This window comes from Rhizobium sp. 05L429 (genome assembly GCF_056397645.1).
The window spans coordinates 106,820-129,903 of sequence record NZ_JBFTNV010000017.1 but is presented as its reverse complement, the minus strand read 5'-3'; the positions used below and the strand labels follow the sequence as shown (position 1 = coordinate 129,903).

The window sequence follows — 23,084 nt, the reverse complement described above, 5'->3', positions numbered from 1 at the left end:
GCACCGAGGGTCGCTTCAATCGTTACCGGCTGCGGACCGTGAGGCCCGCCGGTCGAGAAACAGCAGCCACGCCGTCCCGGCAAGCCCCGAGAAAGCAGCGACCACCGCCGTGCCGGAATAGCTGGTGATGGCAGTCCCTGCCGCAAAGAGGACGGCGCTCAGCCCGGCGCCGAGGAAGATGTTGACGGAGATCAGCGCGCTGCCGAGACCGGGCCGATCGGCGATCAGGTCCTGAAGGTAGGTAATCGGAATGGAGATGAGCGACGCTGCGCCAATGCCGCTGATGAGGGTGAGCGCGTAGACATGCCAGGGTTGATCGGCAAAAGCCAGAAGGATCAGATAGACCGCGTAGATCAATGCCCCGAGGACAAGGGCTGCAAGCTGGCCGACAATGCGCAGCATGCGCGACCAGACGATGATGAAGACCACTTCCAGAAGTGCGACGATCCCCACCAGAATACCGATATCGGCGACCGTGCCGTGGGCGGCGCCGGTGACGACGAGGGGAAGTATCGCGTCGTTCACATGCAAGGTGCTGCTGATCAGCGCGACCGCCATCACCCGGCTGATGATCCTCGGAGAGATCACCTGGCCGAGTGCGGCAAGATAGGAGAGATGGTGCGTGGCGGCATTGTCCGTGCCGCTTTGCCGTGGCAGCAAGACGCCGACGAGCCCGAGACAGACCAGGCAGGACATGGAAGCAAAGAGATAGGCCGGTAACATGGAGGGCGAGGAGGACAGCAGAACGCCCGTTAGCCCCGGAACAAGCACCCAGGAGAGTGAGATCATTGCCCGCACACCGGAATTGACGGTCGCCACCTCGCCAGGCGCCATTCCCCTGGCTGCGGCACGCACATTGGCAAAGAGCAACGAGTTCAGCGAGCCATAGACCGGCAGCAGCAGAAGCGCGCTGAGGACAAAGATTCCCTGAGTGGGAAAAAAGTAGACGGCGCCATAGCCGACAACACCGAACGTCGCCGCGACAAGCATCATCGTGCGATATTCCCCGAGCCGGTCGGCAAGATTGCCGAAAAGAATGCTGACAATCACGTTGACGGCCGCCGCTGCAAAGATCAGCGCAGAGTAAACCTCGTTCGACAGGCCGAGTTCGAGGATACCGACCACGGATCGATAAGGGGTCGTCGTCGCGCCCGCAAATCCGAACGTGAAAATGGCAATCATGCTCACGCGGATTGCAGGATTACGGAAAACGTCGGGGATCAAGCGGTTCATGATGGTCGTCAACGGGTTGGAGCGCGCCAGGCGGGACGGGAACGTCCCGCCCTCGCCAGGACCGCCATGGATCTGGCATGCAAGTGCTTTGGAAGGCAGGCATGCGTCGTGTAGCCGAAATCCTTGCCGAAGGGAAAGGCCGCGCGCTTCGGTCTTACATTCATCAGCTATCCGATGTCCCGCCGGATCAAACGCTCCATACCCTTGGCCAGGGTCAGAAGCGGCGCAATAAGCTTCCGATTAGCGCTCGCCGCGCCGATTGCGGCATACGTTGCCATTTCAAAGTGTCGGGCTCAGTGGCACGATCGCCGCGAACCGGTCCCAATCCTTGGCTGCCTTCGGCGTCCAGGCAGCTTCAGCAATTGCCGGAAGACGGGGGAAGACGAGACGGTTGAAATAACCGCGTGACAGGAAATGTTCCGACCAGATGCAGGCCTGGACACCCTTCAGCTTGTGCTTCAGCTCTTCGGGGAATTCGCCGGCTGCCTCATAGGCATAGGTGTGGGCTGGCGGAACGGTGCCGGCCCAGCTTGCGCCGGGTTCCTGGAAGGCCTCGGCCTGGACCATGTCGAGATAGTAGGCCTGGCCGGGGGTCATGACGACATCATAGCCTTGGCCGGCAAGTTCGATGCCGACCTGTGGATTTTCCCAGGCCATCAGCAGACTGTCTTCTGCCGCAACCCCACCGCCATGGGCGACCTCGTTCCATCCCGCGAGCTTGCGGCCGCGCTTGTCGAGCATCGTTTTGACCTGCTTCAGGAAAAAGGACTGCAGTCCGAACGTGCCGGAAATGCCTTCATCGGCCATCAGCTTCTTGGCACGGGGCGAGGCGAGCCAGGAACCGTTCGCCACTTCGTCGCCGCCGATATGGATGTAGGATGAGGGGAACAGCTCGACCATTTCGTCGAAAACCTGTTCCAGGAATTCGTAGGTCAGCGGCACGGCCGGGTTCAGCGCATTGTTGGGATAGCCCTGAACCGAATGGTAGCTTTCCGGGGCCTCCTGGCCGTCGGTCAGTTCGGGCAGGGCGATCAGTGTCGCTGCATTGTGGCCGGGAATGTCGATCTCCGGCACGACCTCGACATGGAGGGCGCCGGCATGCGCGACGATGTCTCTGACATCGTCCTGCGAATAGAAGCCGCCGGCGGGCTCTGCGCCATTGCCGAGCTGCGGCAGAAGCGGTTCGTCCGGTCCGCGCAGCACGCCCGTAGTCGTCAGCTGCGGATAGGCCTTGATCTCCAGGCGCCAGGCCTCGTCATCGGTCAGGTGCCAGTGGAAGATGTTGAACTTGAACCAGGCAAGGATGTCGATCAGCCGCTTGACGTCGACAACCGGATAGAATTGCCTGGAGACGTCCAGATGGCACCCGCGCCAGCTGTAGCGCGGCCGGTCGAAGATCGTTCCGGAAACCGGAAAGCGGAATTTGCCCTTGCTCACGCGCGCCCCGTTCAGCAATTGCGCAAGCGAAGTGAGGCCATATTGGCGGCCGGCAGCTCCCGAATAGGAAAGCGTGATGTGGTCTGCGGCAAAGCGCAGCCGGTAGGCTTCGCCATCGAGCCCGGCGTCAATCTCGAAGGCGAGTGACCGGCCCTGCGGCGAGGCCACGAGATTGAAAACCGAATGGTCGCCCTCGAAAAGGCGGTGCGTCAGGGCAATGACCTCGGAGATCGCCACCAATTCCTCGGCACTCGCTCCCTCCGGAAAGAGGACGACCGGAAAGTCGTCGCCCGGCTTGGCGTCGATCTCGGCCGGCCACGGCTGCAATGCAAAAGGCAGATCGAGGCGGCCCCCGGGCAGGAGCACGGGCGGAGGTTCGCTCACACGGCCCTCGAGCAGCAGATCGGAAACGGCGACCGGCAGATGCTCTCCCGATGACAGCGTCAGATAGGCGGACTTGGCGCCGTCAGTGCAGTGGCGTGCCGGACGATGCAGGCCGGCGACCGTGAAGGTCCAGCTTTCGCCGGCAGCAACAGCCAATCCGGCCTGTGACGCGAATTCATGGAAATTGGCGTTGCGTCTGAGGAAGGTGGCATTGGTGCAGGCGCTGGCGTCAATGACCCGGGTGAGTGACGTGTAGACGAGCTTGAAAGCGGAAAGCGGCTTATCGGAAAGATTGAAAAGCGTGAAAGTGAACGCGCCATTCGGCCCGCCATCAGGGTTCCAGCTGTTCTCCAGGCGGTAGCAGGCCGGTTTCATGTCTCGTTCCTCTCGATTCTCTTGAGATGTTCAATAGTGCTCGGACTGCGAAAAGGTGCGGGCGAGCTCGGCCTGGCCGGCCGTCAGGCCACAGTCGACAGGCAGGCAGATGCCGGTGATTGCCGCTGCCTGTGGTCCAGCCAGGAAAGCGACGGCATTGGCGACGTCCTTGGGATCGACGACGCGCTGCAGGGGATACCAGCGGCGGGCATCCTCGAAAACATTGGGATTGGCGGCTGCCCGGGCTTCCCAGGCTTGCGTCTTGACTGTTCCGGGGGCGACCGCATTCGAGCGGATCCCGAATTTCCCGTATTCGACCGCGACAAGTCGGGTGAAATGCAGAAGACCGGCCTTGGCGGCGCTATAGGCCGGATGGCCGAAAACATTCATACCGTTGACCGAGGCAATATTGACCACCGAGCCTCGCGACATCTTCAGCTGATCCGCGACGGCCCTGAAGCAGAGGAAAGCCGCTTCGAGGTTGAGCGCGTTGTCGGCGCGCCAGATCTCCGGCGTCGTGTCATGCAGGCTGACGGCGCGGGCAGCCCCCGCATTGTTGACGAGCGTGCGCAGGCTGCCGAGTTCGGCAGCGCGTCCGGCAAGAGCCGCACAGCTGGTCTCACTGGTCACATCGCATTCGACGGCAATGAAACGGTCCGTCGGTCCAAGCCTGCCGGCCGTGGCCGCCGCGGCGCCGGCATCGATATCGGCAAGCAGGATGACGTCATGATCGTCGCTCAGCCGGCCGGCGATCGCCGCGCCGATATCGCCTGCTGCACCCGTTACGATGGCCACCGATTGCGTCATTGCCGCTTCCTTCTGTTGATCAGTCTCCGAGCAGCTGCTTGTCGTCGTCGCCATCGCGGTGCGCGACCAGCTGTTGCTTGATGCGTCTGAGCGTCGTCAATGCCTTCGGCTGGATGGCATAGGCGACGAGGCTCGCCAGGATATCGACGGTCGCAATATAGGCGATGCGCGTGGATGTCGGCCGATAGATGTTGGTACCTTCCGGAAGATCGATCGGCACGACGATTTCGGCGGCGCTGGCGACAGGGCTGTCGGTCTGCGTCAGCGCGATGGTCCTGACCTTTCCCTCGCGTGCGAGCGCAAAGGCCCGCACCAGCTCGGCATTGCGTCCGGAAAAGGACGAACCGATGATCACGTCGCCTGGCTTTGCAGCTGCCGCCATCATCAGCTGCATGCTGTGGTCGGAGCTGGACGTGGCACGCAAGCCAAGCCGAAAGAGCCGGTTCTGCAGCTCGTCGGCKATCATCGAGGAATTGCCGCCCGAACCGAAGGCATAGATCAYCTCCGCCCTGGCGATCTGCGCAACGGCAGCTTYGATCGCCGTCAGGTCCAGCGAGCGATGCAGCAGGAACAATGCGTTCTGCGCCTTGGTGATGATATCCTGCGCGACGTCGGAGGGAGCGTGGCTCTTCGATTCCGGCTTCAGGTAACGCACGCCGACATGGGCGGTGCGGGCAAGCTGCACCTTGAAATCGGAAAAGCTCTCGCAGCCGAGCCGGCGACAGAAACGGGTGACCGTCGGCGGCGACACTTCCGCACGTTCGGCAAGCTCGATGATCGAGGCATTCACGGCGAATTCGAAATCATTGACGACGATTTCGGCGATGCGGCTCTCGGAGGCGGAGAGTCGGCTCTTGTCTTCCTGCAATGTCGAAAAGATATCCAAGCCGGTTCCTCCCTGCCGATCTCCTAGTCGACCTTCTTCTTGTATGCGACGCAGTCGATCTCGACCTTGCAATCCACCATCATCGACGATTGGACGCAGGCGCGGGCAGGCGGATGCGCGCCGAAATAGTCCTGGTAGATCTTGTTGAAGGTCCAGAAGTCGCGCGGATCATCCAGCCAGACACCAACGCGCACGACATCCTCGACGCCGTAACCGGCTTCATCGAGAATGGCGAGCACATTGGCGATCGTCTTGTGCGTCTGGGCAACGATATTGCCGTCGATGATCTCGCCGTTTTCCATTGCTACCTGGCCCGAAACGTAGAGCCAGCCATCGGCCTCGACAGCGCGCGCGAAAGGCAGCGCCTTGCCGCCGGCGCCCGTTTGAACAGTGCCATATCGCTTGATGGACATGCTGGGGTTCCTGCAAATTATTTTCTTGATAAGTTGACAAGGGACCATAGAAAGCGGATTTTGACCAGAGAAAAACGCCATTTATGAAAAGAATTTAAATTCGGGGCCGAGAATGCGCGATCCTTTCAAGAATCCTTTCCCGTCTTCCGATGCTGCACGGCACGCCATTTGGGAGATGCTCGTACCCCGCGATATCGACGCATTCCTGGCAGCCGACTGGTCGATGGTCGAGGATGATTTCGTTGAGGAGGGCTTCATCGGCATCGACGGCCGCAGGCAGGTCAGCCCCGACAAGTGGCGCCTGGCATTCCCGGCCCTTTCGGCCTATCGCGACGAATGGCTGAAGCAGGCAAAGGACTTTGCCACGCAGAGCTTCGCCGAGGATACCCGTACGGCGATCTTCACCACCACGACGCTCGAGGATATCGAGATCGAGGGCGACATGGCGCTTGTCCGCAAGAAGTTCGATGGAGGCCTGACAAAGAGCGATGGCACCCGCGACGTCATGCAGTGGCAGACGCTCTATTATTGCAGGCTCCACGAGGGACGGTGGAAGATTTGCGGATTTACCGGCTACCTGCCGAACCCGATGGGTTGAAGCGGGGCCGACGAAACAAGGCCAACTCACTTGCGCATTTTTACGGCAGCACTGGCGACCGAAACCAATACGTTTTCCCCGATCTGCGTGGATCGCCGCGCCTTCGAGGCCTCTCTCTATGCGCCGCCCGGCGAGCATCCGGAAACGCCGACACTCTGCACCGCGCCGCTCACCGTCGGCCGTCGCGTCACCGCCGAAAAGGGCTGGCAGCTGATCGAGGGTACGGCGGCCTGGGCAGACCCTGCCGGTCTCGTCAACCGCGAGGCCTATGAAGGGCTGCGCGACGAAATCCTCGACCAGCTCCGTGCCGCAATGCCTGTCGATGCCGTGGTGATGGGCCTGCATGGGGCAATGGTGGCAGCGGGATACGAGGACACGGAAGGCGACCTGCTGACCCGCATGCGCGACATCGTCGGGCCTGATGTCCTGATCTGCGCCGAACTCGACCCGCATAGCCATCTCACCAGGAAACGCATCGAGGCGCTGAATTTCGCCGTCTATTTCAAGGAATTCCCGCATACGGATTTCGTCGATCGCGCCGAGGACCTCTGGCGCATCGCCGTCGATGCGCTGGAAGGCAGGGTCAAGCCCGTCAATTCGGTGTTCGATTGCCGGATGATCGATGTCTTTCCGACGTCGCGCGATCCAATGCGCTCCTTCGTCGACAAGATCATGCGGATCGAGAAGGAAGATCCGGAAGTCCTGTCGATCTCCGTCGTCCATGGTTTCATGGTCGGCGACGTGCCGGAGATGGGCACCAAGCTGCTTGTCGTCACCGACAACAATCCGCAAAAGGGTGCGGCTCTGGCACGCGAACTCGGCATGGCGCTCTTTTCCAAGCGCGGCACCTTCATGGTGCCGCAGATCGATGAGAAGGAAGCCGTATCCCGGGCGATGGCTGCGACAGCCTGGCCAGTCGTCATTGCCGATGTCTGGGATAATCCGGGCGGCGGTACCGCCGGGGACGCCACCGTCATTCTCGAGGAGCTTCTGGCCCGCGGCGTAACAAGTGCCGCAATCGGCACTATCTGGGATCCGATCGCCGTGCAGATCTGCTTTGCCGCAGGCGAAGGGGCCGAAATTCCGCTGCGCTTCGGCGCGAAATCGGCACCCGGGACAGGCAATCCTGTCGACGGCACGGTCAAGATCGTCAAGCTGGTGAAGAATGCCGAGATGCGGTTCGGTGAAAGCCTCGCGCCTTTCGGCGATGCGGCCCTTATCGTCTTGAACGGCATCGACATCATTCTCAATTCGACCCGGGCGCAGAGCTTCGATCCGAGTCTGTTTTCGGTGATGGGCATCGATCCGACCAGGCAGAAGATCCTGGTGATCAAATCGACCAACCACTTCTTCGCCTCCTTCTCGAAGATTGCCGCCGAAATCCTGTATTGTTCGGCAGGGACACCCTATCCGAACAATCCGGCGACGACCCAATATCGCCGGGCGCCGAAGACCATCTGGCCGATCGTGGCCGATCCTCATGGAACCGAACGCGGAGCCGCCTGAGATGCATGATACCCGGTTTGCCGTCGTCGCCAGGGTTGGGGACAGGATCGCGGATCTTTCGACGCCGCGCCCGATCATCGACGAAGACAGGCTGGCTGCCAACATATCAAGGGTTCAGTCCTACATGGACGAGCACGGGCTGAATTTCCGCCCGCATATCAAGACGCACAAGATACCGGCACTTGCCGCGGCGCAGGTCGCGGCCGGCGCCAAGGGCATCAACTGCCAGAAGGTGAGCGAAGCCGAGGTTTTTGCCGAAGCCGGTTTCGAGGACATCCTGATCACCTTCAATATTCTGKGGCCACAGAAGCTCGAGCGGCTCGCCGCCCTCAATGATCGCATTTCCGGCCTCAAGGTCGTCGCCGACAGCGACATCACGGTCGATGGTCTCTCCGCATATTTTTCCGGCCGCAAGCCGCTTACTGTTCTGGTCGAATGCGATACCGGCGGCGCACGCTGTGGCGTCCAGACGCCGGAGCAGGCGGTTTCGCTCGCGAGGCGGATCGCCGCCGCCGGCGGGTTGACATTCGGCGGTATTCTCACCTATCCGAAGCCGCAGTCTGCCGAGGCCGTCGAAGCCTTCATCCAGGCGACGTTGAAACAGCTGACCGCCGAGGGCATTGCCTGCTTGATCGTCAGCAATGGCGGCACGCCGAGCCTTTTTGATGCACATCTGGTCAGGTCGGCGACGGAGCATCGGGCCGGAACCTATATCTACAACGACCGCCAGATGATCCGGATGGGGCATTGCACGCAGGACGAATGTGCAATGCATGTCGTGGCGACCGTCGTATCGCGCCCGAATGCCGACCGCGCCGTCATCGATGCGGGCTCAAAGGCGCTCACCTCCGATCTTCAGGGCTTTGCCGATTTCGGCCTCGTCGTCGGCCATCCCGAGGCGAGGATTGCCAGCCTCTCGGAAGAGCACGGCGTCATCGACCTGTCGGCCTGCAGCGGTGACCGCCCGCAGATCGGCGAAAAGCTCTTCATCATTCCGAACCACACCTGCGTGGTTTCCAACCTGTTCGACACGATGGTCTTCCATCGCAACGGCGTCGTCACGCGCGTCGAGGATGTCGTCGCGCGCGGGCTCGTCTGGTAGCCATTTATCGGCCGTTCAGGCCGTTGCCGGCGCAAGTAGGTTCATGTCGATATCGGTCAGTTCGACCCGGCGTTCGAAAGCGATCCCCTTGTCGTCAAAGAGATGGCAATCGACGGCGTTGATGCCGACGGCTACCGGCGCGTCGGCGCGGATGCCGACACTGCCGGGCAGCATCGCGCAGAAATTTTCCGTTTCGCCGCCGAGCGCGGCGTAGGCCACCGTGTTTGCGCCAAGCCGCTCGATGACGCTCGGTGTGACCGTCAGCGAAATGTTGCCGGAACCGAGCTGGATATGTTCGGGCCGGATGCCGAGCGTCAGCGCCTTGCCGATCATGCCGTCGCGCGGTGTCACCGGAAGGGTCGCCGTCTGGCCGAGATATTCCACGGTCACGCCTGTTTCGCTTGCAGACGTGCAGGTGACGGGCAGGAAATTCATTTTCGGATTGCCGATGAAGCCGGCAACGAACTGGTTGGCCGGCTTGTGGTAAAGCTCGAGCGGTGCACCCGTCTGCGAAATATTGCCGACATCAAGCACGACGATGCGGTCGGCCATCGTCATGGCTTCAACCTGGTCATGGGTCACGTAGATCATCGTCGCTTTCAACTGCCGGTGCAGTTTGGCGAGTTCGATGCGCATGTCGGCGCGAAGCGCGGCATCGAGATTGGACAACGGTTCGTCAAACAGGAAAATCTTCGGCTCGCGAACGATGGCCCGGCCGATCGCCACGCGCTGGCGCTGTCCGCCGGACAGCATGCCGGGCTTCTGCTGCAGTCTGGTGTCGAGATGCAGGATGCGTGCGGCGTTTTCGACCTTGGCCCTCAGCCTTTCTTCCTCCATCTTCTCGACGCGCAGCGGGAAGGCGATATTCTCGAAAACGGTCATATGCGGATAGAGCGCATAGGACTGGAAGACCATGGCGATGCCGCGTTTGACGGGCGGCAGGTCGTTGACCCTCACACCATCGATGATGATGTCGCCTTTGGTCGTCGCATCGAGACCTGCGATCATGCGTAGGAGGGTAGACTTGCCGCATCCGGAAGGCCCGACGAAGACGACGAACTCGCCGTTCCGGACGTCGAGCTCGACGCCTTTGAGAACTTCGTAGTCGCCATAGAATTTTTGAACCTTACTGAGCTGAAGCTGTCCCAAAAATCTGTCTCCGGTCCCGGCCTGAACGAACATGAGGTGGTCGGTGAGGATCGCAGATCTTTGACCTGCGATCCTCGACGTCGGTTTACTTGAAGGCTTCGATCTCCCCGGCAGCCTTCTTCAGAGCGACCTCCGGTTCGGCTTTGCCGGTAACGACGGACTGGACCATCTCGATCATCGAGTTCTGGAAGCCCTTGTAGTCGGTGAAGAGCGGCTCGGGACCACCGAAGGCGATGCCGTCGATGAACGGCTTCCACGACGGGTCGGCCTTGACGAATTCGTCGACCTTGGCGGACGGACGCAGCGGGGTCAGGCCAGCACCGCCCTGGAGCTCGTATTCACCCTGAGGACCCGGCGAGGTGATGTACTTGGCGAATTCTGCCGCCTTTTCTTCGACGCCCGTGCCCTTGAATACTGCCAGGCTGTCGGTGATCAGCAGCGTGCCTTCACCCTTGGCCGAAGGGCCGAGCGGCAGCGGCGCGACGCCCCAGTTGATCTTGGTGTCCTTGAGGCGGGCAGCAGCGCCCGAACCTGCCTGTATCATGCCGACCTTGCCGTCGAGGAAGATGGCGCGGATTTCATTCTGTTCGTAGGCGGTTGCGCCTTCGACGGAGTAGGGCATGATGTCCTTGTAGGCCTGCAGGGCAGCCAGCACTTCCGGGCTGTCCATAACGATCTTGTCGCCATCGATGACCTTGCCGTTATTGGTGTAAACCCAATGCATGAACTGGTGCATGGTGTTGTCGAAAGTCTTGGCCGGAAGGCCGTAGCCTGCGATACCGGTCTTTTCCTTGATGGCCTTGGCATCGGCGATTTCTTCAGCCCAGGTCTTCGGCGGCGTTTCCGGGTCGAGMCCGGCCTGCTTGAAGAGATCCTTGTTCCAGTAGAGGGCCTTGGTCGAGAATGCGACCGGCACGCCCCACTGCGTATCGTTAAAGGTGACGGTATCGACGATGTTGGGATAATAGCTCTTCTTCTCTTCGTCGGTCATCGGCACCGGAACGATCAACTCGTTCTGGGCGAATTCCTTGAGCGTACGCGAGCCCACATAGGCCATGCCGACCGGCGTGCCTGCTGCAGCAAGCGTCGTCGCCTTGTCCTGGCACTGTTCCCAGCCGACAACTTCCGGCGTGACCTTCCAGCCGGGATTCTTGCCTTCCCATTCCTTGATGTACTTCTCATGGATGGGGTCGATCTTGTCKCCGCAATAGATCCAGCTGATTTCCTGGTCAGCGGCATGAGCAGTCATGGTACCGAGCGCGGTGGAACCGAGCAGGGCGAGGGCCATGAGCCCGGTCTTGAATTGGATTGTCACTTTTTAGCTCCCGTTTTCTCTGGTGGTTCTAGTTTTGTCTTACTGTTTCACCGCGCCAGCGGTCAGGCCGCTGACGAGATACCGTTGAAGGAAGAAAATCACGATCATCGCTGGCGCGATGCCAACGAAACTTGCCGCCATCAGCTCATTCCAAACGACTTCCTGACGACCGAAATAGGCGAAGAGCCCGACTGGCAGCGGCGCGAATTCGGTCTTGGAATTGAAGGTCAGAGCGTAGATGAACTGCTGGGCGTAGGATCCGATGAAGGTGGTGATCGCCACCACTGTAATGCCGGGCATGGCGATCGGCAGGATGACGCGCCGCAGCGTGTAGAAATGGCTGGCGCCGTCGACGAAGGCCGCTTCATCCAATTCCCTCGGAATACGCATCATATAGGTGCGCAGTAGCCAGATCGCCGAGGGGATCAGGAAGGCGATGCCGGGGACCATGATGGCGAAATAGGTATTCAACAGCCCGAACGAGCGCATCAGCCGGAAGAGCGGAATGAGCAACACGGCGCCCGAAAACATGTTGACAGCCAGGAACGCCCCAAGCAGCAGCCCGGCGCCTTTGAACTCGAAGCGCGCGAAGGCGTAGGAGGCCGGAACGACGAGGATCAGCACAGCGGTAGTGACGACGGTCGAGATGAAGAAGGAATTGAAAATATAGCGCCCAAAGCCCGGTACGCTGACCCACATCGTCCGGTAGGCCTCAAACGAGCCGTTTTCGGGAATGAACCGGTAGGGGGAGGAAAACAGCTGGCTCAGAGGCTTCAGTGAGACGAGAAACCCCTCGACGAAGGGGGCGAGAACGAAAGTGAGGAACACCAGGATACCGGCATAGATGCCGATGACTTCATACCATTTGTACCGATTGATCAGCAGATGGGGTGTCTTCATCGCTTGTCTCCGGAAGAAAGGCGGCTGGTAATGCGGAAATAGCAGACGCAGAAGATCGACAGGAAGATGCAGATCAGTACCGCGCGCGCTGCGCCTTCGCCATATTTGTTCGAACCGATCGCGGTGCGATAGGTATCGATGATCATCGTTGTGGTCTCGCCGCTCGGGCCGCCCCGTGTCAGGATCCGGATAATGTCGAAGGAGTTGAAGGTGGAGATCAGCGACAGCATCGACATGGTGATCATGGAGGGCACGATCAGCGGCAGAGTGATGCGGCGGAAACGATAGAAACGTCCGGCGCCATCCGTCCAGGCTGCCTCGTAGAGATCCTGCGGGATCGCCTGCATGGCGGCCAGCATATAGAGCGTGACCATCGGAACGCCGATCCATACATCGGTGATGATCGTTGCCCAGAAGGCAGTCGATCCTTCAGCAAGGAAGGCGACAGGGCCGGAGGCGAGGCCGAAACGCTGAAGCATGCCGGAAATCATCCCGAACTGGCCGTTATACATCCAGCCCCACATGAAGATGCCGATTGCCATCGGAACGATCCATGGCGGCATGGTCAGCACGCGAAAGAGCGCGCGGCCGGGCACTGCGGAGTTCAGCATCGTGGCGCCGAAGATGCCGATGATCATCTTGATCGAGACCGAGAAAAACGTCCAGATGAAGGTCCGGATGATGACCTCGGCGAAGGTCGAATTGAAGATCTTGCCGTAGTTGACCCAGCCCACCCAGTTGGTGGTCTTCTTCAGCGACGCGTCAGTGAACGACAGGATGAAGGTGTCGAGTAGCGGATAGGCGACGATCACCGTGACGTAGAGGACGGCCGGAAAAAGAAGGAGCCAGGCGAAGATGACCGTGCTGCGTTGAACACCCATCTTCTTGCCTCCTCAAGCCGCCCTTGCGTGGAGCGCCTCGTCGAAGCGGTCCCATATGGGACGCAGATCGACGACCGTCTTTTTCATCCTTGCCTCGTCCATGGCGAGGGCGAGAATGCCGGCCTCCAATGCGTTCAGGGTCGAGACCGGGAGTTCCGAGCCGGTGCGCACGCTTTGCAGAATATCGGCTGCCATCTGCTCGTCGGCGCCGTAATGCTGCGACAGCTCGGTCGCAGCATATTTGTTCTCGACGATCTTGTTGCCGGTCAGCTGCTCGTGGACGTCGAGATAACCGCGGACGAAGTCGCCCTCTGCCATGCCGCGCGAGCCCATGATGGCGAAGCGGCGGAACTGGTCGGGAACGTTCAGATTGGTGTGGAAATTCATGCCGACGCCATTGGCATATTCGACGATCGCCACCTGGTAGTCGATGATGTCGGCGTCGCTGTCGAAGACCTTGTCCGAGCCCATCCAACCGCTCGGCTTGCGGTGGAAGAGTTCCAGATCGTTGATGCCTTCGCGCGCCGGGTCGTTTGCGGGAATGAAGCTCTTGCGGCCGCCGAAGCTTGCGACGCGTTCGGGGCGGGCGCCGATCACGCCATTATAAAGGTCGAGGTCGTGGCAGCACTTTTCCAGCATGAAACTGCCGGAGTAACGCTCGTAGCGACGCCAGTCGCGCATGAAGAAGGCGCCGTGATAGGGTTCGATATGTTCGGAGGCTTCGATGGACACGATATGGCCAAGCTTGCCTTCGGCCTGGACGGCGCGCAGATCCTTGTAAAGGGGAGAGTAGCGCAGCACGAGGCCGACCATCAGCCGCTCATGGCCGAACTTTGCCATCAGATGGGCAAGTTCGATGCTCTCGGCAATCGTCGTCACGATCGGCTTTTCGCAGAAGACCTTGAGGCCAGCCTCCAGACCGAGACGGATATGATCGAGATGCAAATGGTTGGGAGAGCCGATCATCAGGAGATCAAGCTTTTCGGAGCCGAGAAGCTCTTGCGGCGAACCATAGGCCCTGCCGACAGAGACGCCCTTTTCCGTCAGTTCGGGAAGCCCCGCGGGATCCGGATCGACATAACCGACGATCTCGAAGCTGCTGTCGATAGCCTTGAAGACATAGCCAAGATAGCCAAGCCGGAATCCCAGCCCTATGATTCCCACTTTCATGCTAGTGATGTTCCCAGTTTCGTAATTTATTTTCTTCAAGTTGGGACAAAAATCAGAGCCCGTCAACCGAAAACGGGGCTGAATGCGAGTTGATGAAATTGATTTTCATCGGCCGCGATATTTGCCCGGCTCGAACCGATCGTGCCGCCGCCTTTCGTACCGCCACTCGATAACCCGCCCGGGCCCGATCTCGTACCCGAGCCTGGCCTCCCGAACCCGACCGGACGATGCTTCCAGGTCTCACAGCCGGACGTCGGCTCGCTGTCCGCGGCTGACCTTGGCGCCTCGCAAGGGCGAAACCCGCCGTGAGGGCTAGACCAGGCGAAGCATTTCACTGCGAACGAGGGCCTGCTTCGTCGTCGGGGCTCTTCAATGCGTATTCAACAGTGTAAACGCGAACGCGGGGGCGGCTTTTATCAGTCTTCTCCCCGAATTTGAGTTTCTCGGTGATCACCGGAACCACCTCCTCGCCTCGTCCTTTGTCAATGAGCGAGGCTGCAACATCGCCATCGATGATAGCGGGTGGGGCTTGCAGTTCGTCCAGAAAGTCTTGGGAATCGCTCCAGCCTTCGGAACGCCAGGTTTCGATGCGTTGATCCAGATCGACAGCTCCCGCGTCATCGAGGATGTTGAACGCCAGGTCGTGACGGTCAGGCGACAGGCCGGATATCGCGAGCAGATGGCCGCCTCGCCGAATGCCCTCCCTGTAAGCCGCATGGTCAGCTTGCGGGAACAGGAAATTTTCGAGTTTGTCCCAAAGGCTGTTTTGATCGTCCGGCTTTTTTGTCGGGGCCTGCACATCTGTGATCAGGCTGATGCTCCCTCGTGGAATGCCAGCCGCCTTCAGCCGTTCGGCGGCCTCTTCAGCCGCGCCTCGATCATCAAAGAGCGATGTCAAAGATAGGAAATGGCTTGCGCCTTTGTCAACGTCGCCTTGTGTCATCGTTTTCCACTCCATTGTCTCTTGCGTTAGCAGGAATTCCTGGCAGGGCCTACGGTTCCCGATCATGGCTTCTTCGATCGGCCGCGGCCGAGAGGTCTTGGCAAGGATCGGCTCGTTGTTCAGGGAACCTCTACCAATGACCCCGCGTTACCCTGTCCCATCCTTGGGTTTCCCAGACGTCGAGGTTATCGATGGCAAAAGCCAAATCGGAAAAGCAAGCTCGGGCGGTTCCCCTGGCCCATGGTGCTGCAGAACTCCCCGCTGTCATCATTGATGAATACAGCAGCAAATTGCGTGGCAAGAACGGCTTTCTCGGTGACGACGCCAATAAAACGACCTTCTCCCTGAAAGTCGACGAGCTCCGGAAACTTCTGCCTGCACACGGGAAGGATCCGCTTAATAAGACGCCGGCGAAAGATATCTCCAGAAAGAAAATCAACGCGCTGCTGCGCGGTGATGATGTCGAGGCAGCAGCCGTCATCATGGGCGCAATCGAAGGCTTCGCTCAGGATTTTGCAGGCGTGATCGGGAAATTTCTCAAAACGCGCATCTGGTTGAAAACCGAGAAAATTGTCATCGGCGGCGGGTTCAGGCAGGGGCGTGCCGGCGAGCTGGCGATCGCCAGGACACAGCTCCTGCTCACAGCTGCTGGTCTGGATGTCAAGCTGCTACCGATCGTCCATCATCCCGACGAAGCCGGATTGATAGGCGCAGTCCATCTCATGCCAGACTGGATGCTCAATGGCCATGAAGCAATCTTGGCCGTCGATATCGGTGGCACCAACGTGCGAGCGGGCATCGTCGAGTTCGGCAAGGGGAAAAGCCTGAACCTTGACGAGACACGTGTCGTGGAGTCGATTCTCTGGCGCCACGCAGACGATGAGCCAAGCCGTACCGCAACCATCTCCAGGCTTGCCTCCATGCTCGACGAACTCATAGGAAAGGCGAAGTCGGCTCGTCTAGGGCTAGCGCCGCTGATCGGTATCGGCTGTCCCGGAGTTGTCGAAGCCGACGGATCAATCATTCGGGGAGGCCAGAATTTGCCGAGTGGAAATTGGGAAAGCGATCATTTCAACCTTCCCTTTGAGCTCAAAAAGGCAATACCGCACATCGGCGGCCATGACACTTTCATAATGATGCATAATGACGCCGTCTTGCAGGGACTTTCTCAGCTGCCCCAAGTGAAAGACGTTTCGCGATGGGCGGTGCTCACGATTGGCACCGGCCTCGGAAACGCCCACTTCACGAACCGGGTCGTTAAAGAGAAATAGTGCGAACGGCGCGTGCTCGCGGAGCCTTCAGCGCGTCGAAGCTGGTGTCCCCGGTAGTCATATTGTCTCCGGCATTGTCGACCCTGGAAATGACGTGCCAAAGGTTCATCAAGGGCACCATCCCCAAAGACGCTTGAGTGAGGTTACGGTAAAGGTCCCATTGTCATACCAAGCACCAATATTGGTGGGCGCTTGCGGTTTCCGCCTAGAGCTATAAGCGTTATCGTGCGGCGAACCAGAGCCTCCAACAGTTTCTATTCACGTCGTCATATCCTGCGAAAATCATGGAAATTCGGATGAACCCAAAGCGTCGGAATTTGTTCGCGCTGCTTGGAAGCGCGCTTTTTGCGTGGCCGGCGTTGTCTGCTGGCTTCGGCAAAAATCCAGCCACCGCACCCACCCGGTCTACGGTGATGCCTCGTCATGTGATCTGCTTTCTCGGTGACAAGAATGGCCTTGCGTCGCTGAGAAAAACCGCTGAAACGGCCATCAGCCAATTCGCTGAGGGTTTTTCGATCGATGAAAGCTATTCCGTGGACAACGCGGACGATCGCATGAAACAATCCTTCGCCGTCTGCTGGGATCGCGTGGCAGAGAACGCTTTTAACGAGGCGGATGAAAGAGCCGTCTCAGAGCATGGGTCAGTCTTGTATGTTCTGGGGCCGCATGTGGTGGCGGAAGAGACCGTTGCGATATCTGCTATTGCATTGCGCTTCGTGCAATTCATGCTGGATGGTGGTGCGCTTGCCGCCAAGGGTGAGAGTGCCGGGGTTGCACACGGGATAGATCGATGGAAGGAACTCGCCGATCAAGCTCACGAAGCAACGATATCGAACGATACCCTGGCGCTTGCATGGACCTGTCGCCTCGCTTTCGCCCGCCGTCCCATTGGTGATCCGACTGCCGGTGAAAGCATGGAAACCGTTGGTTTTCACCTGGTCGGCTTGCCCGATGTGATAATAGACGATGTGAAACTCCCTAACCCCAAAATATATACAAACGGCGATCAGATCGAAATTGCCGACTTCATCGATGCCATTGCCACCAAGATGACTGAAAATGGCGTCCTGGAGACCATTGCACGCGACAAATACAGCTTGTCTGACGATGGGAGGTATGGCGAGGATAGTTTTAAGTTCAATCCTTTCGGGATCGTAACGATTAAAACTGTCCCATTGTAGAGCATGTCGTAGCGGCCCTTTGCGGACGAGTGATTGATCCGTGATATGACGCAGGCGAGTACCCAATCATCGGGCGACAAGCGACAACCATATCCTGACCTGTTCCAGCGTCCGTCTTTCCTGGTCTGCCTCCATCACGAATGGTGCCTCGATGCGTGTCTCCTTGGCATGGCTGGCCAGGACCACGGGGCTCGAACCGACGCCGTAGCCGCCGTGGGTGATGAACGGACGCAGGGTCTTGCCGGACAGATCGTGTGTCCTGAGGAAGGAGCGGATGGCGGACGGGGCTGTCTCGCCCCAGATCGGAAAGCCGAGATATACCGTATCGTAATCCCGGATATTCCGCACCTTATCGAGAAGGGGCGGCTCGACGCCGTTGTCGCGCTCCTTGCGCGCTTGCTCGACCGTCTCTTCGTAGTCGTCGGGATACGGACGGGCCGTCCGAATCTCGAACAGATCCGCATCTAGATCCCGACTGAGCGTGCCGGCGATTACCCGCGTGTTTCCCGAGCGAGTGAAATAGGCCACAAGGATTTTGGACGGCGCTATCCGAACGTCGTCCGTTTTGGTTTCCACAGCCGACGCCGCGCTGGCGACAGACAGCAACGCGGGTGCGAACAGCACGGCACGCCGGGACAGGTCATTGTTCATCATGGACCTCACGTTCGAGACATTGTCGGCTGCCGAACGCATGCTCCGGCAGCCGATGGTTGGCGTTCGCTACGACTTGGCTGGCGCTTCAACGCCGGAATATTGCAACACTGCGTCCGGCAGCCGTGCGCCTTTCACCTCGATCGCCGACACTGCGGCGTTCAGCTCTGCGATTTCGGAGCCTGAGAAGGTGACGGCCGCGGCACCGATGTTTTCCAGCATATGCGGCATCTGCGTGCTTCCCGGGATCGGCACGATCCAGGGCTTCTGGGCCATCAGCCATGCGAGGGCGATCTGCGCCGGGGTGGCCTGCTTGCGTTCCGCCCAGCCGCGCACGAGTTCGACGAGCTTGAGATTATGGGGCAGGTTTTCGGGAGAGAACCGCGACTCCACGGCCCGGATGTCGCCCTCGGCGAAACGCGTGCGCCGGTCGATCGCTCCAGTCAGGAAACCGACCCCAAGCGGGCTCCAGGGAACAAAGCCGATGCCGAGTTCCTCGCAAAGCGACAGCACCTTCTCCTCAGGTCCGTGCCAGAGCATCGAGTATTCGCTCTGCACGGCGGTGACCGGGAGCGCGGCGTGGGCACGGCGCAGTGTCGCAAGCCCCATTTCCGAAAGACCCCAGTGCAGCACCTTGCCCTGGTCCATCAGTTCCTTCAGAGCACCCGCAACATCTTCGATAGGTACCTCCGGGTCGACGCGGTGCTGGTAAAGGAGATCGATGCGGTCGGTCCTGAGGCGCTTGAGCATGCCTTCGACGGCGAGCTTGATGTGGTCCGGTCGACTGTTGAGGCCCGGCCGACGCTCGCCGGTTTCAAGATCGATGTTCCATCCGAATTTCGAGGTGATCGCCACCTTGTCGCGGAACGGCGTGACGCCCTCGCCCAGTATCCGCTCGACTTCGTGCGGGCCGTAGGCCTCCGCGGCGTCGTAGAAGGTGACGCCGTTATCGAAGGCCGTGCGGATGATGTTGATCATCTCCGGACGGCTCGGAACGGTGGTCTGATATGTCCGGCTCATGTTCTGAACCCCGATGCCGACGGCGGAGACTTCCAACGTCCCGAGTTTTCGCGAGGGCATCGCATGCGGCCGGCCAGTGGTGGTCGCCGACGATGCGGCGTTGGCGGACGTCTGCGCATTTGCGACGCTCACATGCGGAACTGCCGCGAGCACTCCGGCCGTCATCAGAAGGCCACGGCGACTGAGTTTGAACTTCGGTCTCTCTTCCATTTTCCAGTCTCCTTGTTCGAAATCGGCAAAATTCTTCCACCGCGGGCGACAGCTGTCGCCCGGCGATGATTTTAGAACCGTATGCTCTGTGGGCTGCCGCCGGTCAGAGGCCCGTCATCTTCAAGGCCGCCTCAGGAAGGCGCTCCCCCTTGATCTCGATCTTCGACGCCATGACGTCGATTTCAGCGAGGTCCGCCGCCGTCAACTCCAGGTCGGCAGCTCCGAGGTTTTCCTCCACGCGGTGGAGCTTGGTGGTCCCGGGGATCGGGACGATCCAGGGCTTCTGCGCCAAGAGCCATGCGAGCGCGACCTKAGCCGGCGTCGCTCCCTTTCGCTCGGCCACGTTTTTGACGACGTCGACAAGGGCCATGTTCGCCTTACGGGCTTCCGAGGAGAAGCGCGGAACGTGGTTGCGGAAGTCCGTCTCGTCGAACTTGGTGTTCTCGTCGATCTTGCCAGTGAGGAAACCCGCGCCGAGCGGACTGAACGGCACGAAGCCGATCCCCAGTTCCTCCACGGTGGGAAGCATCTCGGCTTCGGCTCCGCGGTAGAATAGCGAATACTCGTTCTGGACCGCCGCCACCGGGTGGATGGCGTGGGCGCGCCTTAGCGTCGCGACACCGGGTTCGGACAGTCCGTAGTGCCTGAGCTTGCCTTCGGCGATCAGTTCCTTGAGCACGCCCGCGACGTCTTCGATCGGGACGGCCGGGTCGACGCGGTGCTGGTAGAAGATGTCGATGACGTCGGTCCTCAGACGGCGCAGCGAGTTCTCGGCGACGAGACGGATGTGTTCGGGACGGCTGTTCGTGCCGCCCGTCCGCGCGCCCGTCTTCTGGTCGATGTTGAAGCCGAACTTGGTGCCGATCACCACATGATCGCGGATCGGCTGCAGGGCCTCGCCCACCAGTTCCTCGTTCGCGAACGGCCCGTAAGCTTCGGCGGTGTCGAAGAACGTCACGCCGCGATCGAAGGCGGCGCGGATCAGTTTGATCATCTCCTGCTTGTCCGCGGGCGGGCCGTAGGCCGAGCTCATGCTCATGCAGCCCAGCCCGAGCGCCGAGACTGCGAGGCCGCCGATAGTTCTGGTTTTCATCGTCTTGCTCCTTCGATTGCCCCGCCTCCATGTGGCGAGGCTGTGATTGTCTGAATAGGGACGGATATGCGCATGACTTGATAAGCACGGCGAATGAGCTTCATCCTCCGCAGCCTCAAGCCGTCCTCGCACTAATCGCGGCAGAGCGGGGAGGCCCCCGCATGATGAAAGCAAGGACAAGCACCAGCGTGATCGCGATGAACGCCGTGCCCGCCTCCAACGCCATCGCAGCGCGGTGGGCGAGAAGGGCGGTCCCGGAAAGCCCATCCGTGCCGACGACGGAGAAGGCCACGAGAGCGCCCAGACCCAGGGAGCTCCCAAGTTGATGGGCGACATTGACGACACCGGACGCGGCTCCGGCCTTGTCGGGCGGGACCCGTGCGATGCCAGACGCGGTCAGCGGTCCGAGTGCGCCGCCCTGTCCAGCACCGATCAGCATCATGGGGACGATCAACGCAGCGACGGACGAACCCTCGATGGCGAAGCTGAGCCACCCCATTCCGACCAGTCCGCAGCCAATGCTCGCCGTCAGGACCCGTGCCGAACCGAACCTGCCGATCAGGGCAGGGGCGGCCATGGCGGCGAGGAAGTTCACGACGGTCGTCGGCAGGAAAGCCACTCCCGCCGCCGCCGGGCTGAGCCCCATGACGCTTTGAAGGAACTGCGCGACGAAGAAATAGAAGCCGACATTCGCTCCGAGGAAGAGCGCCCGTCCCGCATAGGCGGCTGCCCGTTCCCGGTCGGCAAAGAGCTTGAGCGGCATGATCGGCTGGGAGGCCTGGGATTCGATGACGGCGAACAGCGCGAGCATGACGACGCCGAATACGACGGCTGTGATCGTGGGGATGTCCGCCCATCCGGTCGAAGCGGACCGGATCACGCCGTAGACGAGGGAGATCATGCCGACGGTCGACGCCGCCGCTCCAGCCAGATCGAAGCGGGCGGTGGCCCGCTCGGTTTCACTGATATAGAGCAGGGCGGCGACGATCATTCCAAGGCCGATCGGCAGGTTGACGAAAAACCCGACGCGCCAAGAAAGCCAGTCCGCAAGCAATCCCCCACGACCAGTCCGAGGGCAGCCGAGACGCCCGCCGCGGCAGCGTAGTACGATACGGCTCTTGTGCGTTCCGGCCCGGGTTCGAAATTCGTCTGGAGCAGCGCGAGCGTCGAAGGTGCGAGGATTGCCGACCCAAGCCCCTGAACGCCGCGTGCGGCGATCATCACCGCCGGAGTCTGCGCGATGCCGATGACGAGCGACGCTAGCGAGAACACCGCGAGACCGACCAGCAGCATCCGCCGCCGACCGACGATGTCGCCCGCCCGTGCGCCGAGAAGCAGAAAACCACCGAACGCGAGCGTGTAGGCGGTCGACACCCAAGACAGTCCGGTGTCGGTGAATGCGAGCTCGGAATGGATTTTCGGAAGGCCGGTGAGCACGATCGAGATGTCGAGAACGATCATGACGTAGCTCACGAGGATGATGGCGAGGATGGCGGTTTTGCTGGAGCCGCTCTGTGTCCCGGAATGGTTTGTCATGCTGGGTTCCGATGATACGGCGGCAGTCGACCGCCTGTTTTCATTGATCCGGAATCTAGCGCTCGCGCCTGGATTAGATTAGCAGCTATAATCGGCATGAACCTATTAGTGGAGCTTATGAATGGCGCATGAGAATTTCAACGACCTCGTTGCCTTCCTCACGGTTGCTCGGGAGCAGAGCTTCACCAAGGCGGCGGCCAAGCTCGGCGTCTCCCAGTCGGCGCTGAGCCAGACCGTCCGCGCTCTCGAGGGGCGTCTGGGCATAAGGCTTCTCACAAGGACGACACGCAGCGTGTCCCCGACCGAGGCCGGGGAACGGCTCCTCCAGACGGTCGGCCCGCGTTTCGAGGAAATCGAACTGGAACTGAGCGCGCTTAGTGAGCTGAAGGACAGGCCCTCGGGCAACATCCGCATCACCGCGGGGGAACATCCGGCCGTCTTGGTCCTCGCGCCTGCGATCCGCCAGTTGGCCGTCGACTATCCAGAGATCAACGTCGAGGTGATCGTCGACTACGGTTTGACCGATATCGTTGCGGAGCGCTACGACGCAGGCATCCGGCTTGGCGAGCAGGTGGCCAAGGACATGATCGCGGTGMGGGTGAGCGGCGACATGCGCATGGCAGTTGTGGGCACGCCCGGATACTTCGAGCGGCGTGGACGCCCGGAGACGCCTCAGGACCTGACCGGGCACAACTGCATCAACATGCGTCTTCCGACGAGGGGCGGCATATTCCCATGGGAATTCGAGCGTGACGGCAGGGAGATCAAGGTGCGCGTGGACGGACAGCTCGTCTTCAACAACCTGGCAATGCGCCTGGATGCTGTGCTGTCCGGCCTAGGTCTCGCATACCTTCCGGAGGACCAGGTTGCCTCCCACGTGGCGGAAGGACGACTTGAGCGGGTTCTGGACGCGTGGTGCGAGCCGTTTCCCGGTTACCATCTCTACTATCCAAACCGGAGACATGCCTCGCCCGCCTTCTCGGTCTTCGTCGAAGCGCTCAGACAGCGGGCCAGGGGTTAGAT

20 protein-coding genes and 1 pseudogene are annotated in these 23,084 nt (G+C 60.5%); 6 read left to right on the top strand and 15 right to left on the bottom strand.

What is annotated here, in order from left to right:
• Nucleotides 1–15 precede the first annotated feature (15 nt).
• The 5 genes from AC1DNW_RS19175 to AC1DNW_RS19155 form a co-directional block, all read right to left on the bottom strand.
• Complete coding sequence (locus tag AC1DNW_RS19175; RefSeq protein WP_477832163.1) at nucleotides 16–1,233, bottom strand: MFS transporter; 1,218 nt, start codon at nucleotides 1,231–1,233, stop codon at nucleotides 16–18.
• 279 nt (nucleotides 1,234–1,512) lie between these two features.
• Nucleotides 1,513–3,429: a beta-N-acetylhexosaminidase gene (locus AC1DNW_RS19170; protein WP_477854066.1), complete on the bottom strand. Its 1,917-nt coding sequence runs from the start codon at nucleotides 3,427–3,429 to the stop codon at nucleotides 1,513–1,515.
• 30 nt (nucleotides 3,430–3,459) lie between these two features.
• A complete protein-coding gene (locus tag AC1DNW_RS19165) occupies nucleotides 3,460–4,236 on the bottom strand; it encodes an SDR family oxidoreductase (protein ID WP_477854065.1) in 777 nt (258 codons plus the stop codon).
• 19 nt (nucleotides 4,237–4,255) lie between these two features.
• On the bottom strand, nucleotides 4,256–5,122 hold the full coding sequence (locus AC1DNW_RS19160; RefSeq protein WP_477854064.1) for a MurR/RpiR family transcriptional regulator: 867 nt from the start codon (nucleotides 5,120–5,122) through the stop codon (nucleotides 4,256–4,258).
• A 23-nt stretch (nucleotides 5,123–5,145) separates the two neighbouring features.
• A complete protein-coding gene (locus tag AC1DNW_RS19155) occupies nucleotides 5,146–5,535 on the bottom strand; it encodes a RidA family protein (RefSeq protein WP_113301303.1) in 390 nt (129 codons plus the stop codon).
• Nucleotides 5,536–5,647: 112 nt separating this feature from the next.
• Between AC1DNW_RS19155 and AC1DNW_RS19150 the strand changes: the two genes are divergently transcribed.
• Genes AC1DNW_RS19150 through AC1DNW_RS19140 form a run of 3 tightly spaced genes read left to right on the top strand, consistent with a single transcriptional unit; the run spans nucleotide 5,648 to nucleotide 8,741 of the window.
• A complete protein-coding gene (locus AC1DNW_RS19150; protein ID WP_477854063.1) occupies nucleotides 5,648–6,133 on the top strand; it encodes a hypothetical protein in 486 nt (161 codons plus the stop codon).
• A 30-nt stretch (nucleotides 6,134–6,163) separates the two neighbouring features.
• On the top strand, nucleotides 6,164–7,639 hold the full coding sequence (locus tag AC1DNW_RS19145) for a M81 family metallopeptidase (protein ID WP_477854062.1): 1,476 nt from the start codon (nucleotides 6,164–6,166) through the stop codon (nucleotides 7,637–7,639).
• Between the two features lies 1 nt (nucleotide 7,640).
• Complete coding sequence (locus AC1DNW_RS19140; protein WP_477854061.1) at nucleotides 7,641–8,741, top strand: D-TA family PLP-dependent enzyme; 1,101 nt, start codon at nucleotides 7,641–7,643, stop codon at nucleotides 8,739–8,741.
• Nucleotides 8,742–8,756: 15 nt separating this feature from the next.
• Here the strand turns inward: AC1DNW_RS19140 and AC1DNW_RS19135 are convergent, their stop codons facing one another.
• The 6 genes from AC1DNW_RS19135 to AC1DNW_RS19110 form a co-directional block, all read right to left on the bottom strand.
• Nucleotides 8,757–9,890 (bottom strand): sn-glycerol-3-phosphate ABC transporter ATP-binding protein UgpC, encoded by a 1,134-nt coding sequence (locus AC1DNW_RS19135; RefSeq protein ID WP_113301306.1) that lies wholly within the window; start codon nucleotides 9,888–9,890, stop codon nucleotides 8,757–8,759.
• An 85-nt stretch (nucleotides 9,891–9,975) separates the two neighbouring features.
• Nucleotides 9,976–11,178 (bottom strand): ABC transporter substrate-binding protein, encoded by a 1,203-nt coding sequence (locus tag AC1DNW_RS19130; protein ID WP_477854079.1) that lies wholly within the window; start codon nucleotides 11,176–11,178, stop codon nucleotides 9,976–9,978.
• A 66-nt stretch (nucleotides 11,179–11,244) separates the two neighbouring features.
• Nucleotides 11,245–12,105, bottom strand: a complete 861-nt coding sequence (locus tag AC1DNW_RS19125) for a carbohydrate ABC transporter permease (protein WP_113301307.1) — start codon at nucleotides 12,103–12,105, stop codon at nucleotides 11,245–11,247.
• A complete protein-coding gene (locus AC1DNW_RS19120) occupies nucleotides 12,102–12,986 on the bottom strand; it encodes a carbohydrate ABC transporter permease (protein ID WP_477854060.1) in 885 nt (294 codons plus the stop codon). Before AC1DNW_RS19120 ends, AC1DNW_RS19125 begins: the two co-directional genes overlap by 4 nt.
• A 12-nt stretch (nucleotides 12,987–12,998) precedes the next feature.
• On the bottom strand, nucleotides 12,999–14,156 hold the full coding sequence (locus AC1DNW_RS19115; RefSeq protein ID WP_113301309.1) for a Gfo/Idh/MocA family protein: 1,158 nt from the start codon (nucleotides 14,154–14,156) through the stop codon (nucleotides 12,999–13,001).
• Nucleotides 14,157–14,487: 331 nt separating this feature from the next.
• On the bottom strand, nucleotides 14,488–15,099 hold the full coding sequence (locus tag AC1DNW_RS19110; protein ID WP_477854059.1) for a hypothetical protein: 612 nt from the start codon (nucleotides 15,097–15,099) through the stop codon (nucleotides 14,488–14,490).
• Between the two features lie 191 nt (nucleotides 15,100–15,290).
• On the opposite strand from AC1DNW_RS19110, the gene AC1DNW_RS19105 reads away from it, so the two are divergent.
• Together AC1DNW_RS19105 and AC1DNW_RS19100 are read left to right on the top strand one after the other, a co-directional pair.
• Entirely contained in the window at nucleotides 15,291–16,370 is a 1,080-nt protein-coding gene (locus tag AC1DNW_RS19105) for an ROK family protein (protein ID WP_477854058.1), read from the top strand.
• A 296-nt stretch (nucleotides 16,371–16,666) separates the two neighbouring features.
• Nucleotides 16,667–17,551, top strand: coding sequence for a hypothetical protein (locus AC1DNW_RS19100; RefSeq protein ID WP_477854057.1), 885 nt, complete (start codon nucleotides 16,667–16,669; stop codon nucleotides 17,549–17,551).
• A 66-nt stretch (nucleotides 17,552–17,617) separates the two neighbouring features.
• Here AC1DNW_RS19100 and AC1DNW_RS19095 read toward each other — a convergent pair whose 3' ends face one another.
• The 4 genes and pseudogenes from AC1DNW_RS19095 to AC1DNW_RS19080 all read right to left on the bottom strand — a co-directional run bounded on the left by AC1DNW_RS19095 (nucleotide 17,618) and on the right by AC1DNW_RS19080 (nucleotide 21,986).
• Entirely contained in the window at nucleotides 17,618–18,205 is a 588-nt protein-coding gene (locus AC1DNW_RS19095; protein WP_477854056.1) for a flavodoxin, read from the bottom strand.
• Nucleotides 18,206–18,271: 66 nt separating this feature from the next.
• Nucleotides 18,272–19,282, bottom strand: a complete 1,011-nt coding sequence (locus tag AC1DNW_RS19090; RefSeq protein WP_477854078.1) for an aldo/keto reductase — start codon at nucleotides 19,280–19,282, stop codon at nucleotides 18,272–18,274.
• A gap of 253 nt (nucleotides 19,283–19,535) precedes the next feature.
• Complete coding sequence (locus AC1DNW_RS19085) at nucleotides 19,536–20,525, bottom strand: aldo/keto reductase (RefSeq protein WP_477854055.1); 990 nt, start codon at nucleotides 20,523–20,525, stop codon at nucleotides 19,536–19,538.
• A gap of 115 nt (nucleotides 20,526–20,640) precedes the next feature.
• Nucleotides 20,641–21,986, bottom strand: a pseudogene (locus tag AC1DNW_RS19080) (MFS transporter).
• A 196-nt stretch (nucleotides 21,987–22,182) separates the two neighbouring features.
• Here AC1DNW_RS19080 and AC1DNW_RS19075 point away from each other — a divergent pair.
• Nucleotides 22,183–23,082: a LysR family transcriptional regulator gene (locus AC1DNW_RS19075; protein WP_113301316.1), complete on the top strand. Its 900-nt coding sequence runs from the start codon at nucleotides 22,183–22,185 to the stop codon at nucleotides 23,080–23,082.
• The last annotated feature ends 2 nt before the right edge of the window (nucleotides 23,083–23,084 follow it).

Bases quoted from the DNA above. Each gene is read 5' to 3' on its own strand.
- AC1DNW_RS19115 (WP_113301309.1), bottom strand. From the start codon at position 14,156: ATGAAAGTGGGAATCATAGGGCTGGGATTCCGGCTTGGCTATCTTGGC.
- AC1DNW_RS19155 (WP_113301303.1), bottom strand. From the start codon at position 5,535: ATGTCCATCAAGCGATATGGCACTGTTCAAACGGGCGCCGGCGGCAAG.
- AC1DNW_RS19125 (WP_113301307.1), bottom strand. From the start codon at position 12,105: ATGAAGACACCCCATCTGCTGATCAATCGGTACAAATGGTATGAAGTC.
- AC1DNW_RS19165 (WP_477854065.1), bottom strand. From the start codon at position 4,236: ATGACGCAATCGGTGGCCATCGTAACGGGTGCAGCAGGCGATATCGGC.
- AC1DNW_RS19120 (WP_477854060.1), bottom strand. From the start codon at position 12,986: ATGGGTGTTCAACGCAGCACGGTCATCTTCGCCTGGCTCCTTCTTTTT.
- AC1DNW_RS19100 (WP_477854057.1), top strand. From the start codon at position 16,667: ATGAACCCAAAGCGTCGGAATTTGTTCGCGCTGCTTGGAAGCGCGCTT.
- AC1DNW_RS19110 (WP_477854059.1), bottom strand. From the start codon at position 15,099: ATGACACAAGGCGACGTTGACAAAGGCGCAAGCCATTTCCTATCTTTG.
- AC1DNW_RS19170 (WP_477854066.1), bottom strand. From the start codon at position 3,429: ATGAAACCGGCCTGCTACCGCCTGGAGAACAGCTGGAACCCTGATGGC.
- AC1DNW_RS19095 (WP_477854056.1), bottom strand. From the start codon at position 18,205: ATGATGAACAATGACCTGTCCCGGCGTGCCGTGCTGTTCGCACCCGCG.
- AC1DNW_RS19090 (WP_477854078.1), bottom strand. From the start codon at position 19,282: ATGCCCTCGCGAAAACTCGGGACGTTGGAAGTCTCCGCCGTCGGCATC.
- AC1DNW_RS19150 (WP_477854063.1), top strand. From the start codon at position 5,648: ATGCGCGATCCTTTCAAGAATCCTTTCCCGTCTTCCGATGCTGCACGG.
- AC1DNW_RS19175 (WP_477832163.1), bottom strand. From the start codon at position 1,233: ATGAACCGCTTGATCCCCGACGTTTTCCGTAATCCTGCAATCCGCGTG.
- AC1DNW_RS19105 (WP_477854058.1), top strand. From the start codon at position 15,291: ATGGCAAAAGCCAAATCGGAAAAGCAAGCTCGGGCGGTTCCCCTGGCC.